At 40.6% G+C, this 14,868-nt stretch carries 17 protein-coding genes and 6 pseudogenes; 8 read left to right on the plus strand and 15 right to left on the minus strand.

Features of this window, described 5'->3' with window-relative positions:
• The 8 genes and pseudogenes from ACFINR_RS08475 to ACFINR_RS08510 form a co-directional block, all read right to left on the minus strand.
• Positions 1 to 108 (minus strand): annotated as a pseudogene (locus tag ACFINR_RS08475) (integrase); the annotation flags it as partial.
• Between the two features lie 119 nt (positions 109 to 227).
• A pseudogene (locus ACFINR_RS08480) lies at positions 228 to 635 on the minus strand (Bgr_08870 family protein); the annotation flags it as partial.
• A gap of 14 nt (positions 636 to 649) precedes the next feature.
• On the minus strand, positions 650 to 3,793 hold the full coding sequence (locus tag ACFINR_RS08485) for a DUF4815 domain-containing protein (RefSeq protein ID WP_375654006.1): 3,144 nt from the start codon (positions 3,791 to 3,793) through the stop codon (positions 650 to 652).
• A gap of 1 nt (position 3,794) precedes the next feature.
• Complete coding sequence (locus ACFINR_RS08490) at positions 3,795 to 4,901, minus strand: phage tail protein (protein WP_375654010.1); 1,107 nt, start codon at positions 4,899 to 4,901, stop codon at positions 3,795 to 3,797.
• Entirely contained in the window at positions 4,901 to 5,728 is an 828-nt protein-coding gene (locus ACFINR_RS08495; protein ID WP_375654014.1) for a baseplate J/gp47 family protein, read from the minus strand. Before ACFINR_RS08495 ends, ACFINR_RS08490 begins: the two co-directional genes overlap by 1 nt.
• Positions 5,725 to 6,066, minus strand: a complete 342-nt coding sequence (locus ACFINR_RS08500) for a GPW/gp25 family protein (protein WP_375612353.1) — start codon at positions 6,064 to 6,066, stop codon at positions 5,725 to 5,727. The genes ACFINR_RS08495 and ACFINR_RS08500 overlap by 4 nt, the downstream gene beginning before the upstream one ends.
• Positions 6,063 to 6,752: a phage baseplate assembly protein V gene (locus ACFINR_RS08505; RefSeq protein ID WP_375654018.1), complete on the minus strand. Its 690-nt coding sequence runs from the start codon at positions 6,750 to 6,752 to the stop codon at positions 6,063 to 6,065. Before ACFINR_RS08505 ends, ACFINR_RS08500 begins: the two co-directional genes overlap by 4 nt.
• On the minus strand, positions 6,733 to 7,275 hold the full coding sequence (locus ACFINR_RS08510) for a hypothetical protein (protein WP_375654021.1): 543 nt from the start codon (positions 7,273 to 7,275) through the stop codon (positions 6,733 to 6,735). The genes ACFINR_RS08505 and ACFINR_RS08510 overlap by 20 nt, the downstream gene beginning before the upstream one ends.
• Before the next feature lie 49 nt (positions 7,276 to 7,324).
• Between ACFINR_RS08510 and ACFINR_RS08515 the strand changes: the two genes are divergently transcribed.
• The 3 genes from ACFINR_RS08515 to ACFINR_RS08525 are packed head-to-tail and all read left to right on the plus strand — an operon-like array spanning position 7,325 to position 8,219.
• A complete protein-coding gene (locus ACFINR_RS08515) occupies positions 7,325 to 7,597 on the plus strand; it encodes a toxin HicA (RefSeq protein ID WP_375654024.1) in 273 nt (90 codons plus the stop codon).
• Entirely contained in the window at positions 7,587 to 7,904 is a 318-nt protein-coding gene (locus ACFINR_RS08520; protein ID WP_004856761.1) for a type II toxin-antitoxin system HicB family antitoxin, read from the plus strand. Before ACFINR_RS08515 ends, ACFINR_RS08520 begins: the two co-directional genes overlap by 11 nt.
• Positions 7,905 to 7,946: 42 nt before the next feature.
• Positions 7,947 to 8,219 carry a CopG family antitoxin gene (locus ACFINR_RS08525; protein ID WP_375654028.1) on the plus strand — a complete coding sequence of 91 codons (273 nt, stop codon included), beginning with the start codon at positions 7,947 to 7,949 and terminating at the stop codon, positions 8,217 to 8,219.
• 4 nt (positions 8,220 to 8,223) lie between these two features.
• Here the strand turns inward: ACFINR_RS08525 and ACFINR_RS08530 are convergent.
• Positions 8,224 to 8,346: pseudogene (locus tag ACFINR_RS08530) on the minus strand (antA/AntB antirepressor family protein); the annotation flags it as partial.
• A gap of 471 nt (positions 8,347 to 8,817) precedes the next feature.
• Here ACFINR_RS08530 and ACFINR_RS08535 point away from each other — a divergent pair.
• Entirely contained in the window at positions 8,818 to 9,903 is a 1,086-nt protein-coding gene (locus ACFINR_RS08535; RefSeq protein ID WP_375654031.1) for a hypothetical protein, read from the plus strand.
• Between the two features lie 27 nt (positions 9,904 to 9,930).
• Here the strand turns inward: ACFINR_RS08535 and ACFINR_RS08540 are convergent, their stop codons facing one another.
• From ACFINR_RS08540 to ACFINR_RS08555, 4 genes and pseudogenes are all read right to left on the minus strand, one after another.
• Positions 9,931 to 10,287, minus strand: a complete 357-nt coding sequence (locus ACFINR_RS08540; RefSeq protein WP_375654035.1) for a hypothetical protein — start codon at positions 10,285 to 10,287, stop codon at positions 9,931 to 9,933.
• 1 nt (position 10,288) lies between these two features.
• A pseudogene (locus tag ACFINR_RS08545) lies at positions 10,289 to 10,558 on the minus strand (major capsid protein); the annotation flags it as partial.
• Between the two features lie 413 nt (positions 10,559 to 10,971).
• Positions 10,972 to 11,552, minus strand: a pseudogene (locus tag ACFINR_RS08550) (hypothetical protein).
• 3 nt (positions 11,553 to 11,555) lie between these two features.
• Positions 11,556 to 11,876 (minus strand): hypothetical protein, encoded by a 321-nt coding sequence (locus ACFINR_RS08555; RefSeq protein WP_375654050.1) that lies wholly within the window; start codon positions 11,874 to 11,876, stop codon positions 11,556 to 11,558.
• Between the two features lie 334 nt (positions 11,877 to 12,210).
• Between ACFINR_RS08555 and ACFINR_RS08560 the strand changes: the two genes are divergently transcribed.
• Both ACFINR_RS08560 and ACFINR_RS08565 read left to right on the plus strand, forming a co-directional pair.
• Entirely contained in the window at positions 12,211 to 12,354 is a 144-nt protein-coding gene (locus tag ACFINR_RS08560; protein WP_375654038.1) for an addiction module toxin, HicA family, read from the plus strand.
• Between the two features lie 59 nt (positions 12,355 to 12,413).
• Entirely contained in the window at positions 12,414 to 12,836 is a 423-nt protein-coding gene (locus ACFINR_RS08565) for a type II toxin-antitoxin system HicB family antitoxin (RefSeq protein ID WP_375649820.1), read from the plus strand.
• A 3-nt stretch (positions 12,837 to 12,839) separates the two neighbouring features.
• Here the strand turns inward: ACFINR_RS08565 and ACFINR_RS08570 are convergent.
• Positions 12,840 to 13,384, minus strand: a pseudogene (locus tag ACFINR_RS08570) (hypothetical protein).
• 10 nt (positions 13,385 to 13,394) lie between these two features.
• Positions 13,395 to 13,847, minus strand: coding sequence for a single-stranded DNA-binding protein (ssb, locus tag ACFINR_RS08575; RefSeq protein WP_375654047.1), 453 nt, complete (start codon positions 13,845 to 13,847; stop codon positions 13,395 to 13,397).
• Between the two features lie 188 nt (positions 13,848 to 14,035).
• On the opposite strand from ssb, the gene ACFINR_RS08580 reads away from it, so the two are divergent.
• Together ACFINR_RS08580 and ACFINR_RS08585 are read left to right on the plus strand one after the other, a co-directional pair.
• A complete protein-coding gene (locus tag ACFINR_RS08580; protein WP_252619286.1) occupies positions 14,036 to 14,317 on the plus strand; it encodes a type II toxin-antitoxin system RelE/ParE family toxin in 282 nt (93 codons plus the stop codon).
• A 16-nt stretch (positions 14,318 to 14,333) separates the two neighbouring features.
• Positions 14,334 to 14,627 carry a HigA family addiction module antitoxin gene (locus tag ACFINR_RS08585; RefSeq protein ID WP_004856691.1) on the plus strand — a complete coding sequence of 98 codons (294 nt, stop codon included), beginning with the start codon at positions 14,334 to 14,336 and terminating at the stop codon, positions 14,625 to 14,627.
• Positions 14,628 to 14,868 lie beyond the last annotated feature (241 nt).

Raw genomic sequence — 14,868 nt, forward strand, 5'->3', positions numbered from 1 at the left:
AGCACCTCCATCTTTACGCTTATGAAGTAACAAGCCGGCACCATCATTATATTTGCCAGCTCCCAATGTTGCGACAGATCTTGCATTAAGACGGTTCATAAGAGCCATTTTTATTCCTTTCTTATACAAATTTGATCCATACACTCATCCCACTTGTTATGTGCAAATGAGTGGTTTTGATTGATTCAAGATAAACAGCTTTGAAATGAGAGAATCTTACGATATTCGAGACTCTCATTCAACATACAAAACAGTGAATTATTATTATAAATCAATGCCTTGTAATGTTGATGAGAACCAAGCAAAGATACAGCACTGCCAAAGGTGAAGTTATTATTGCTTGATTTATAGAGAACATAATTATTGGCGGCATCTTTTGCCCCCTCGATATCACTTAAATCAGCAAATGAGAAGGTTTTATCGGCTGCCATTTTGCCTTTGAGAGCCGCTTCAAGATCGGCAACATCACTTATGGTGTGCGTGTGTTTTGAAGGCGCTTTTTGGTCTACCTTGTCCTCAACTTCCATTATCGCTTGATCAATTTTGGTCAAGTTTTCCCGCAAGATTGGGAATTCAGAACTGATAAAACGCCCTTCTTGTGGCAATTCCATGTCGAGTTTTTTGGTTTTGGTCATCTCTCATTTTCCCCTCATAATATGCCGGCGCCAAAATCACGCACCATTGACCGTGCCGCCGGTCCACCGGTAAGCGTGAGTTTGAGGCGCGCTTGTTTGGCTGTTTTGTCACCACTGATAAATTTGCGCTCTGTCCAAAGAGGCTCGGATAACTGCTCTGTTTCCTCTAATGTGAGAGGAACAAAAGCACCATCATCCAGTTGCATCTCGAGTGTAAATGTTGCACCGCCTGGTAAAAATGTTTTGATATAACTGGTCAACCTTGCCTTTTCCCCAAAGGCAAAAGCACGCGTGACATAAGTGGCTTCTTTATGGATCTTCCCCGCAATCAATTGAACAGGCGCAAACAAGACGGGTGAGAGCTTTTCGGTGCCTTTAAGAATAGCGCGAAGCTTTACCTTTTCACTGATATATTCAGTAAGGCTTAGCAATTGAAAGGGAAGAAGTTGATAAACCGTGCCATTGTTTCGTTCAATTTCAAAGATGACAGAACACTCACTTGAAGGCAATTCAATGGCTGCGCGTATTTGCAAATCAGAGCAGTCTACAAGGTCAAAGGTGCCTAAATCGACAATCTTTTCTGTTTGTGTGTAGCGTGCTGCCAGCACTCGAAAGGCTAAAGCCTCATCTTGATGAGCGGTCCATGTCTGCGCATTGACAGAAGAAAAGCGTGGACCGGTCACGTAAGGGTGGCTTGAAACGTATCTCTGGTGTTCTGGATCAAAATCCCCAAGCTTTGCTAAAGAGACAGAATGATCAGCATCATCGGTTTTAATGACAAAAGCCGTTAAACGGTCATCCATCACAAGGAGTGGTACATCATAGCGTGCCTCTGCCCACCCTAGCTTTGCGCCCTTCATAGAATAAAAGCTTTGCGCTTGAATATCGGCGGTCGGATAGCCATTTTCTGTGGTGACCAAATCAATCACCAGATCATGGTTCTGATTGCCGATTTTACAAAGATGAAAGTCAATTCCGGTGATTTGCCGTGTTGCATCAGGGGTAAAGACTTGCGCTTGTGGGTCCACTTGCGTCCAGATCTTCACCGTGGTGGTGCGCCGCATCACTTTCACATCAATCACGCCTTGCCCTGTAAAAAGCCCCGTAGCAATGGTTCCACCTTTTCCCCGTGCCACAACATTTTTTGTACCAGCCGTAATATTTTGTGGAATCGTGAAAGTGCCTTCAAGGGTGCCTTTGGTGTTAGCAACAAGCTTTGTTTTTGGTAAAACATTCACACCATCAAAGGTAAGACTTTCCAAGATTTCGCTACTGCCAAAACCTTCAATTTTAAAGTGAAGGGTAATTTGTCTTAAAAAGTCGATTTGTTCTTGGTGTGTGTTGATGAAATTATCGCTTACTTCTGTTCTACGTATGGTACTGCCGCGATGTTTTCCCATAATGATTTGATTGGTGATACCCGAGAGCCAATCGGTGCGTTGTTCATGCCAAAAGTCTGTTGCGGGTTCAAGGGTTACTGTACCAGGCAGGGGTGCAAAATTTTGATAAGGATTGATTTTTTCGCAAGCCGTTGTCAACTCTTGCGCAATGATCACTTCATTTGTCCAGTCAAGGGTGACAGGCGCTTTTAAAGGAGCAGTATAGAATGTTGGGTCAATGGCAAGCTGCAAAATGCCGTTGCCTACAGCCCCCGTTTGTTGAAAGCCTTCATCTCTATAAGAGTCATCAAGAAAGGGATCAGCGAACATGCCCTTTTTGGCAACGGGTTCTTTAGAGTCAACATTGCTTTTAATACGCTCTAATTGCATGAGACGGTCAAGCGAGAGCACCCGTTGAAAATAGCGCCACATTTCATCATAGGGGGCAACACGGGTGCCATCATTAACCACAACCGGCGTTTCAAGCCAATTGTTGGTAATGGTTGCAAGGGACAACACATCATCAGGGACACTGGGTGCCATGGGTTGGTCTACTGAGATACCTTTGATGTAAACCACATTGCCCCCCGTGTTGAGACCGATACGGTCAATGCGGGGCAATTTATAAGTGTAACTGACGATAATATCACCACCTTGCGCCCCACCTGAGACAGTGATTTCCTGCGCTGTTACTTTATCAGCCGTGATTTTTGCGCGATAGCGGTAAGTCACCTTATAGCTGCTCCCTGCTAAAGGTTCGTCTCCCACCGGTGCCCAATCAATGGTGTCTCCGGTTTTTTTAAAATCTGTGCCTTCTTTAAATTCCTTGCTTCCTTGAACGACTTTAATAAACGCGGTGATGCTTTTATCAGGAACACCATCACGCCCAGCGGCAACGGCACCACGGGTGACGTTAACGGTTTTTTCTTTTGTCAACAAAAGAGATTGAATATCAGCAATAGGAAAATAATAGGGTTTAAAGGTGAAACTTGTTTTCCCTTTTGGAGGCGCAAAAATATGCGTTTCGCTAGGAACAACGCTTGTCGAAAAATCCTCTGGCTCTTCATGGCGCAAAGCCGCTAAGCGTTTGCGTTTAAAGCCATTGATATTGGCTTCTCCTTCTTGAATACTAAACACTTGGCAACCATTATTTGCTCCCAATGCGCTCACACGGCAGCCACTCACGATATAATGCCCATGGGCGCGGTCGTACGTCGCAATAGCTTGCATGGCGGGTTCAAGCAGTGAGGGCGATTTTTGATCAATCAGAACACCATCTTGTAAAATATAAACCGGAAAGAAAGTGCCATTCTGCGCATCCTCTTTCAGTGCCCAAACAAGCTGTGCTGTTTCGCGTGCCGCTCCGGGCTCTCCTTCTGCTAAGGTACCAGGGACTTGCCCCAAGAGCTCTGGATCATCTTCGTGTGTTATCCATTTTTTTTGCAGCTTCACACCAATTTCCAAGCGCCCAATCATGGCAACATTGTTGAGTACAGCTGGTGCAACGGGGAAAATATCGCCGGCAATATAAATCTTGCCATCCGTTAAAGTGACGGTCTTTGTCTCTTTGTTGACAAAAGCATCAGCCCGTTCAACGCGGTCTCCTTCTTTTGCAACAAGGCGCCCCAAACGGTCATGACGCCCCCTTATAATGGTTTGAACCTCATTGAGTTCACCACTTTGAATAAAGGGACGCGTGCCATAAAACACCACGCTTTGTTGTTCCTCTTTGCCGCGAGATCTGTCAATTGCAAAGGGTAAACCACTTTCATGCTTCATATTAAAACCTCAATAAAATCTTGAATTGTTCGCGAACATCGGCACGCAAAGGAATAGTGACAGGCGTTTTGAGTATCTCGACACCACCATTCAGTTCATTGACGTCACACCAAAGCTTTCCAAGGGGGATATCTTGTTTGGGAATGCCGTGAACGAGAATAGAAACAAATGCTGCTTGTTTGCCATCAACATCGTGAAAATCTGTGCGGGCTGCAACAAGAAGCGCCGTGCCCATCGAGGAGGGCTGGAATCTGTTACCACAATGGCTATACACACCATCCAAAGCCTGTTCGACAGGCGCTACAGCATAGCATCTGCGATACCCAATCACGCTATTTTGGCTGTCTCTTAACACGAGATAAAGCGTGCGACCATGAAACCATTCTGCCATAAGCATATCGCGTTCATGTTTTTTGACCGAACACCACGGAAAATTTGCCAAATCCCAAGGATAATCAATTTGGTTCCAGCTTAACTCCTCGTCAAAGTCATCTATCCAATTACCAATAAGCCTGCCTTCTTCTCTTGTGAGCGTGTGATTGATCTCTGTTGTGCGTCCAAAGGAAAACAAAGTGTCCCCAGCTGTTAAACGAACACCGCTCTCATACTCCAACATGCTGTCATCAAGGCGTGACATATTGCATTCAACAGCTTGCACATCATAACCATAGGTCCCACGACGAAAATCAGAGCGCAAACTTTTGGAAAGATCTGTGATCGCTTCAATAGCTTCAAGGCTTTTGCGTTCAGGCAACTGATCAAAATCAAGTTGAAAGGAGTTCCACCATGCGCGCCCCGTCCAGGCGGGTTGAAAGCGTGCCGTAATCTCTAGCCATTCAAGCCCCATCTCTATTGCCGCAAGGGAGCCACGTATCCTCTGCCATTGAAGCCCTTGATCAATCAAATCATAGAGATTTGGAACATAAGGTGTCAGTTCACCAAGCCCGTATTCTTCAATCAACCACGGCAAGAAACGGGGAGGGCGTGTGATCAGTTTTGCGCGTGAAATCCCCAAAACAGAACCATCAATATCTTGATGAAAATCGCAAGCATCGGCAAGGCGCTTTTCAAATTCTGTCGCGTTTGTGGGAAGGAGGGAACCAACCATTAGCGGGCACGTCCTTTGAAGTTTAAGGTGATTTTTCCAATCGATAAAATTTCTTCATCACAAACCATACTGTCTTGTGTTGGGGTAATGGCAATGACTTTTTGGACACCAGAAATCATTAGTTTTGAAATCCACCACGAGAGGCTTAATTCACGACCAATGGCTTGTTCTTGTCTCCATGCTGCTCTTAAATTTATTTCCATTGTTGTAAGAATTTTCAAAGATGTTTCTGGTAACAGCCAAACATCTGCTTCTAAATCCAGCACTTTTTTGACAGCAGCGTGAACAATGATTGTATCATTGGTCATGATGATATTTTTTCTGTGAAGAGCTTGTGAAACTGCTTGTATGAGATCTTCAGAGGCTGTTCCTTCTTCATTATTACCAAAAAGAGCAACATAGATGGTTGGGTTTTTGCCTTTACGATAAATAATCGCATCCTTCACTCGACTATCGGCTGTTAAGGCGATAAGCTTGTAATAGGGTTCTGTTCCACTTCCGTTTCCTCCACGGGCATGAAGCTGTATGCGTTCACGATATCTCTCGTCACTTTCACCCTCCATGCGGGCAAGACCATGCCAGTTTCCCAAAGCATCAAGAGATTCACCGGTTGCAAAATCAAGAATATTATTGCGTGCTGCCTCATTAATACGCTGTCTTAAAAGCAACTCTCGATAGCTAAAAGCCTCTATGACTTTTACGGCCGGATCACTTTCAAGAATGGTATATTCAGGCAAAAGCTCTTTTAAATGGACAAGAGCAGCAGCGCGTATTTCTTCAAAAGAAAGTTCTGTGATGATGTCTGGTTTTGCAAGCACTCCATTCATTTTATCAATAATCCTTCCATGGTAATGGGCTTGCCGGATGGCAAATAAATGCCTTCAAAGGATAAAGAAACGTGTCCATTCTCACCCCTTTTAAAATCAATTTTTTTCAATTTAAAACGCGGTTCCCATTTGTCTAAAGCCTCAGCAACAGCAGCATAAAGAGCAACAGCAAAAGCATTATTCACTGGAGCATCAATGAGTTCAGCAACACGTGAACCATAATCACGACGCATTACACGCGAACCAATCCGCGTTAACAAAATGTCAAGGATTGATTGGCGCAAATGATCAATTCCGGTTAATGGCTTTCCTGTTGTACGGTCCATTCCACTGTTCAATTGGGACCTCCAGTCATCGCGCCACCAGAATAAACACCGCCATGAACATGTGTTGCTCCTACATTGGTGCCGTTATGTCTTAATCCACTTGAATGAATGGAAACATTATTTCCAGAATGAAGAGAGAGACTATCATTCGAATTCAGTGAAATGTCACCACCAGCCTTCAAAGAGATGTTGCCTTTTGCGTTTAAATTTATATCGCTTTCTGAAACAATCTTTATGCCTTCCGGTGCGGTAAGCTCTAGCTTGCCACCATCACCTTTTAGTGACACACCATCAGCGATTGTCAGGATAAACTTTCCGCCGGATTTGATGTGAATTCCATAAGTGTTTTGTTCATCATCATATTCAAGGCTGGTTCCATCAGGGTATATCGTTCGGTGAATGCTGCCCTTATCGGCTGCTTGATTAGCATCTGTATGAAGTGAACCAATAATCACCCCTTGTGATAAATCCCCTGATGACGAGATAACAATCACTTGCTCTCCGATATCACGCCCTTCATACGAGCGTGTTTTACCGGCGCGGGCTTGTGTGTCTGGAATCCAGTCACTGACAAGATTGCCACTTTTTATCCGATAGCGTGCGTTTTTATGGTCGACATGGCTAATTTTTCCCACCACAACCATATTGGCCACACGTCTTTTTAGATCTGTGATTTCTTTATCGCGCCGCTCTAACATGTCCACCTTCAATTTTATGGTATTTGTCTTGGTTTCCCATACCTGTTTCTGGTTTAAAACCGACAAGGGGTTCAACAACTCTTTCGGTTGCCTTTCCTTCATCAAGGCAGGGGATATTGGTGACGTAAGTTACGTCAAAGGTTAAAATTGCACCGTGGAGTGCTAGAGCGCCATTATCACCAAAGGCAAAAGCAATATTTTGCAGGCGGCATGTCTCAACGGTGTTGTTAAGATTGGGGTTGGCATGGAAAATCTCTTCAACTTCCCATGCTAATTGGTCAACAAAACGTGCGCCATCTTCACATGTTGCATAGCATTCAACATCTACTGTTAAAACACGCCGCCTTACTCCATAATCATAGCCATCTTCAATCGTTTCACTTTGCGTTGAGATATTAATAGCTGGCATTGCTTCAATAAATAAATTGAAATCGCGCATATTGAAAACATTGTCACCAGCTGCCGTCCTTGCTGCTTTGATCAACGCAACAAAGCTTTCCCTTATCGTCTCTCTCGGATGCATGGGGGCTCCTGTCCAATTAAGTGTATAAAATGATTGACTAGGATTAATAATGATACTATTATTGGTTATGAACAATAAAGTTGAAAAAATAATCAGCTTGATGAAAGCGTCACCAAAGAACATCAAGTTTTCAGATTTGTTGGTTGTATGTGTCTATTTCTTTGGAAAACCACGGAACAATGGTACAAGCCACTTTGTTTTTAAAACACCGTGGCTTGGTGATCCTCGTGTGAATATTCAAAAAGATTCTGGTAACAAAGCAAAAGCTTATCAAGTCAAACAAGTCTTACAAGCGATAGAAAGGATGAAACATGAACAATAATCATTATACATATCGTGTTTTGTGGTCGCAAGAAGATGAGGAATATGTCGGATTGTGTGCAGAATTCCCATCCCTTTCATGGTTAGATGCTCAAGCAGAGAAAGCTTTAAAAGGTATTATGGACCTTGTTTCAGAAGTTGTTGAGGACATGCAACATAATGGAGAAGAAGTTCCTGTGCCTTTGTCACATGGTAAATACAGTGGTAAGTTTCAATTAAGAATACCACCAGAGCTCCATAGAAAACTTGCAATACAAGCCGCTGAAAATGGTGTGAGTTTAAACAGATACATTTCCTCTAAACTTTGAATCTTTTAAAAGTCTATACGTACTAAAAGAAAATTAATTCTTATGAAACCCTCTAAATTAAAACAAATACCCGTTTTTAAGACGGATAAAGAAGCAGAAAACTTTGTTGATACTGCCGATCTTACAGATTATGACTTAACTGGTTTTAAACCCGTTCATTTTGAGTTCTTACCTAAAGAAGCGTCTATGAATATTCGCTTGCCTCAAGCGCTTATGAAGGCTTTAAAGGAAAAAGCTAAAAATCAAGCTATCCCTTATACACGCTATGTTAGGCATCTGATTGAACAGGATTTACGAAAAAGTCATCGGAATTAACCCCCTCCCATTTGTTAAAGTATTGACGTGCCTCATGCCCTTTGTCATTACGCTCTATAATCGAAAGATGTTTAGCCATGTCTAATGTAATGTGGTATTCTTTTTCTTTTCCACCGTTTTCTAAATTCAGACTTTATTTCCAAAAACGCAATATAATTCACGTGCGTTAACAGTTTGAACTGTTTACTTGGCCAATAGTTTGTTCTTTAATTTCTATAGAGTATTCATGGTGAACTCCTTACTACTTAGACGTTTTTCATTGACTCTTTAATTAGAAAGTGCCGAGCACTGAAAAACACGGTAGTAAGTCCGTCGTTATGCTTTCCTATGAAGGTGTGTTATAGCATAACCACACCCCACAAAATCACTATATGCGAGTAACATACAATGAGTCAAAGCCTTTAATGTGCGAAAATAAACTATCTCGGTAGCTTATCTGCTTAGTATTTAAGGTGTTCGTTAGGTTCCTGTTTCGATTATTCATACTCCTATAATAATATCACTTTTTTCTAAAAATCATAAGCACATATTTACTTTATTTGTCGACTCACTTTAGATTTTCCAGCTTAGTTTTTTATTTATAGTGGAGGGGACAATAATGCTCGACATACTTGATACAATTGCGATGATCGTATGTTTGTTGTCGTTACCGGTGATGGTTGTCGGACTTGTTTTAGTGTGTATAAAAAAATGGTGCAAAAATGGATTGAAAACCCTTGGCATTGGAGTCTTATTATTTCTCGGCTCTGCAATATTAGGTGCGTTTTTTTTTCACAAAATCAAACCAGATCAAGTTGCGTACAATAATGAAATTTTTTCCTCCTCCTCGACTTTATTAATAGATGTTGCTACTCAAAATGAAAGCGTGACAAAGGCACTACCTGAGAATACTGATAAGCAAAGTATCCATGTTCAAGATAAAAAGTCAGACGAAAATGATGGTCTAGGTTTTTGGGGATGGTTCAGGTTAATTTTCTTTGCATTTATTGCATTGTCTATTTTTGTTCATTGGCAAGATAAACGCAACAAACGTTTTAAAGAAAAAGTTTCAGAGCAGGTTTTAATGCCTCCCCCGCATATCCATCCTTCTTCTGATTTATCAGTTGTTAATAAAATGTCGCCGGAACTTGAAAAAAAACGGTTAGAAAAGAGGGTACAGATCGTTCTCCTTTGTGCTCTACTGATTGGAGGCATTGTGGTAACAGTAACTATTACGCCATGGTTATTAGTACCCATTCTTATTGTTTTAATTTTTGTTATTATTGCTTATCGTGAGACAAAAAAGGAAAAAAGCTTTGAGCAAGAAGTTGCTCTGTGGCAATCAGATATTCCTCCCTCTAATTTTGAGGAAGCATGTGAAATGTTTCAAGAACTTGACGCAAGTGAATATGATTATCGTTTAGTACAAAATGAAAAACTGTTGGGAGTTCAAGAACGCGTTACCTTCGATATTGGCGAAAAGACTCCGATTTTAGGACGTCTTTTAGTAACAAATCAAGCTATTGTATTTGAAAGCCCTGAAGATAATGAAAGGACTACTTGGGCAAGAATTGCATCAGTAACTATAACATACCAAGGATGTCACATCAGTCACCGTACCGGCGCACCATGGAATTACCGATTTAGTGCTATTCCAAATCCAAGGTTTGCAGCAGTAATCCGAGTTCTTGGGCAGCCTTATTGATTTTGAAACACACAAGACAAAGGTTACTCATTGTTTTAGCTCCCGCAAGATAAGCTTATACATACCGGATTCAGAGGCTTGGACATCTGTAACAGTGAAGTGTTCTTGAGAAGAGGGGGCTTTGTTGTTTTCAGGAGAGAGGACCACAATACTATCTTGAGGTTTTGGTGGTATTCCCCCGATGTCATTGATACAAAGATCAAGTTCCTTTCTTGCAATTGTGGTAGAGATTCTGCCACCGGCGTCCGATTCCGAATGTTTAATGCCGTAAATCGCTGTGATACGAAAAGATTGCTGGTTGTCTTTTCGCGTGTAGATGATGGGCTGCCCAAAAGTGTTGCGCACATCTTTAACCATTTGGTTTAGCAGCCCATGCCATCGCATGTTATTTTCCTCCACTGACCGCTTTAAACAGCATTTCAGGGCGTGTACAGATGTAAAGCGGATAGCTATAGACCTCCGGTTTTACCCATGCATTACGGTCGTGGTCGACGATAAGCATCGTGTAGAGAGGTCTTCCAACCGTGTTGGCAAAATCCAAGCTTTCACCAGGAGCAAAGGTTTTTTGGAAGACACCAGGCGCATCAACAGGAAAGAATTGACATTCATCCGGCTTAATGCCTATGGCGCGCTTTGTTCCAGCCTTCGCACTCACACGCGTTTTCTTATTCATAGTTGCTCCTTGCCTTGATTTTTTTCTCATCTTGAGGAATGGGGTTTTCGGCGTACCAAGAAAGAAAGCTTTACGTCATGAACTGAAAAACGGGCTTCAATGCGATAAGGAGACATTTTACATATCATACTGTACACACTGAAATCATTATTTATCAATGAGTTAAGTGTACAATGTACAGTCAATTTGAAAATTCTGTCGCTAGCGATAGTTCGCGCTCGTCTGCCCCGCAACGAAGCCAACCCACTGGGAAGTACCTTTTGAATTGATTTTATTGACTTTTTTTATGAAAAAACAAAGCATAAATGATGATCTTTTTTTAAATTGCAATAAGAATATGTAATGCTTAAACTCATAAGGATATGGAATATATAGATAAAGCTTGAGAACATGATCTAGCCTTTTTTATTAGCAGCGTATTCTTGACGAGAAAGTTGTCTCTGTATGTTTTTGGTTAATCTTTCATTGGCATATTGTGCAATAGCACTTGCAATCTCTGGCTTGGACATCACTTTAGCAATTGAAGGTCCTTCTTGTTTTGCAATGGGGAATTGATCTCCATCCGCTCTTTGAAATACATTACCATTCAGCTTTTTTAATTCAACACGCTTTGGAAAACTGCCTCCCTTGATAAAACCATGGGGTAAGATTTCTTTCTTTCCAAACAGTGTGTAAGTTACGCCGCGTTTTGTTTCGTTTACTTTAAAAAATTTAAGAGGTATTGGTGTTCCAGAACCAATGATATCTGTCTCAAGAAACCTTGCTGTCGCCTTTTCTTTAATATAAACGCCTCTTCTTATACGCTTTATTTGGGCTGATGAGATGTCAGCAACTTGCTTTTCAGTAAAGCGTTCAACTTGTTTTGCTGCAGTGTTTAGAGCATTACGCACGCCCAATTAAGGCGAGGGGCTTGAAGGCTTGTGAAGGTATCTTTTGCCTGTTGAAGATACCATTTTTGGTGGATAATTAATTTCAACTTCTAAGCCTTTTTTGGGGTAGATGTTGATGGCTTGGAAGCTTTAGGTGTTTTGGGTTGTTCGAGTGGAATTTCCTCGGCTGCTGATTCAGTTGATGTTTGTACGGCTTCTTGTTCTATCTGCTTAATGTGTTCAATTGTCTTGTCGGGTTTTATTTTTGTTTGAACATCAACAAAAGGTTTAGCAGCATTTGCACGCTTGAGACGTGCGTAGACTTGATTGGAAACTTCAACAAATGGATTATTGGGTGTTGATGGTTCAAATCGAACAGTGCTTTTATTGTCTCCAACAACACACATTGGCTTAGTGATGACAGCTTTCATCATTGCTCCTTTTGAGTCATAATTAATGACATAATTAGTCAAATATTGATTTTTATTCTGTGAAAAATTGATTAGCCAGAATTAGCAAGAAAACAGGGCTTTCTAGCCACGCTTCAAGTTCACATTTTGCTGAATTTTTGGGGATATTTTTGAATTTTAGACACAATACGACTAGTGCAGTACCGTCATTAAATACGATTTTTTACACTATGTCAACAAAAAATCATGATCTTGTATTTTTTACCTAAATATGGTGTTTTAAAAGATGTCCTTTATTTTCCTTCAGCACAACATTTATGTTGTATTGAAACATTTTAGATGTTATATTATTATAATGAATAGTCAAGAATTGAAAAGATATCTTATAAAGCATGGTTGCAGTTTTACTTCAGGGAAAGGTGGACATTTGCTTGTAAAACGCGGTTCTAAAAAGTCCGTTTTACCTATGCATGGTACGCGAAAAGAATTAGGAACATGATTAGCCCAGAAGATTCTTAAAGATCTTGACCTAAAATAAGCCTGAATATGGAGGTGTAAATGAAATATGCAATCAAATTTATCAAAGATGACAATGATACTCTTCTAGTCGTCTCTAAAGACTTTCAGGAATTTATTACCTATGGTAACGATGAAAAAGAAGCTTTGGAACAGGCTAAAAATGCACTTTTAACAGTCATTATGGGGCGTTTTCAAGATCGTGAACCTATTCCCTTTGGACATCGTGATATTGCCTATCCTTTTGTTGAAGTATCTTCATTGGTGACTTTAAAAATTGCAATACATAACGCTATGATTGAAAAAAACTTACGCAAAGCTGATCTCGTACGTCTTTTAAAACTTCATCCAACACAAATTGACCGATTGTTGGATTTAAACCACGCAACCAAATTAGATGCCTTGGAATCCACTCTCATTGCTCTTGGAAAAGAGGTTGCCATTAATATCCAAGACGCCGCTTGAAAACTACCGGTTTTGCGTAAAATGTTTATAAAGCGCATTAAGAGCAATGCGCAATGAAAGCACAAGGTGTGGTAGTGATTGATCTTCTATGACAAGATACTGTAATGCGGCATGAAGGTTATATTGACGGTGTAAACATTGAGCTTCTTGAACACAACATCTTTTACAGCTAAAAGATGTTCTGTTGCCTTCTGTGCCCATTTCTCTCTTGCTCCGTTATCAGAAGTTGTAGGCATTTCATCATAAATTGCATTAGGCAATGCTTTTGCACATAGGTAATTGTTTTTCACTTCAAGATATTTTTGCGCAGCATCATATTGGTCTTGATTGATTTCGCCTTGCAAATAAAGCCGCCCAATATAGGTACCGGAAAGCGGATTTTTAGCCTCTTCTATAGTCAAGCCAAAGCGCTTAGCACGCATTTCAATTGCCAATTTATCCATGGGTTCATGCGGTGTTTTTGCTCGTGAGATGCGTCCATTTGGTTCTCTGATACATCCTTTAATCCGTGGACGACCACGTTTTGCACGTTTTTTTCTCTTTGTCATATGTTTTCAATCAGAATGGTATGCTGTCATTAAGAGATGCACTATGATCAGCAGCCCCTGAAGCAACAGCATAACTTTGAGAAGTAATGGGTGAAGGGGTAGGGGATGCCGATTGATCTTTCTTTGCATCAAGCAAATACAATTCACCTTTGAATTGTGGTAAGACAATCTCTGTTGTATAACGGTCATGCCCATTTTTATCTTGCCATTTGCGTGTCTGTAATTTTCCTTCTATGTAAACCTTTGAACCTTTGTTTAGATATTGAAGTGCAATTTTTGCCAAATGTGGATTAAAAATCACAATGGAGTGCCATTCCGTTTTCTCTACTTTTTGATGAGTATTTTTATCCGTATAGCTTTCAGAAGTTGCTATACTAAAATTGACTATTTCTGCTCCAGAATTCATTGTTTTGCTTTCGGGATTAGCACCAAGGCGTCCTATTAATGTCACTTTGTTTAGCATGTTTTTTCTTACCTTAAATTTGTATTTTAATACATACAAAATCCTAGCATGATTTGCATATTTTTTCAATTATTTCAATGATATATTATTAATTATTAACATATAAAATTATGTTTAATATGCTCTTTGATAAATAATCAATTGACATAAATGCATGGTGTATAGTATCAAGTATCAAGAGGGTATATATGGCAATCGTTAGTTTTAAGCATAAAGGGTTGAAATTATTCTTTGAAAGAGGAGTCTGCAAAGGCATACAACCCGCGCATGCTAAAAAATTAGCAAACATTTTAGTAATTTTAGATACAATATCCGCGCCTGAACAAGTTACTCTTAAATCGTATCGTCTACATGCGCTTACGGGCGATTTAAAAGGTTACTGGTCAATGCGTGTCAATGGAAATTGGCGTGTTACCTTTCGTTTCATTGGGACAGACGTTGAACTGGTTGATTATCAAGATTACCATTGAGTTTTGAGGTGTTATTATGATGTACAATCCTCCACACCCTGGCGGCATTTTGAAAGAAGAATTGCTTGATGAATTAGGGTTAACAGTAACAGAAGCTGCAAATCGTCTTGGCGTTGCACGTTTAACTTTATCCCGCGTCTTAAACTGCCATGCGGCGATTAGTATTAACTTAGCTTTACGGTTAGAAAAAGCGGGTTTAAATGATGCGGAATTCTGGCTTAAATTGCAACAAAAGCATGATTTGTGGCAAGCTCGGCATAACAGCCCAATCCCACATATTTCACCTCTAGAGCAAGTAGGGCATCTTTAGAAAGACTTAGCCCATCTTTCTTCACACCTAGAGGTCATGTTCTTTAAAATCAAGCAGCCCACGATAGTTTTTTATGCTCTTGTTGATTTTATCGAACGTTGAGAAGAGACAACGTAATCTGAACAGTTTTATAAAATCGGAAATTTTACTATAGCTTTTTAACGGAGCACTGTAGTGTGTAAATAGATATATTTATTAAACTGCGTGTATGTAACATAAGAAACAATACACAAACTAAAAA

Origin of the sequence: Bartonella sp. AP19HLJMH, assembly GCF_042196245.1 — a bacterium.
Lineage (GTDB): Bacteria > Pseudomonadota > Alphaproteobacteria > Rhizobiales > Rhizobiaceae > Bartonella.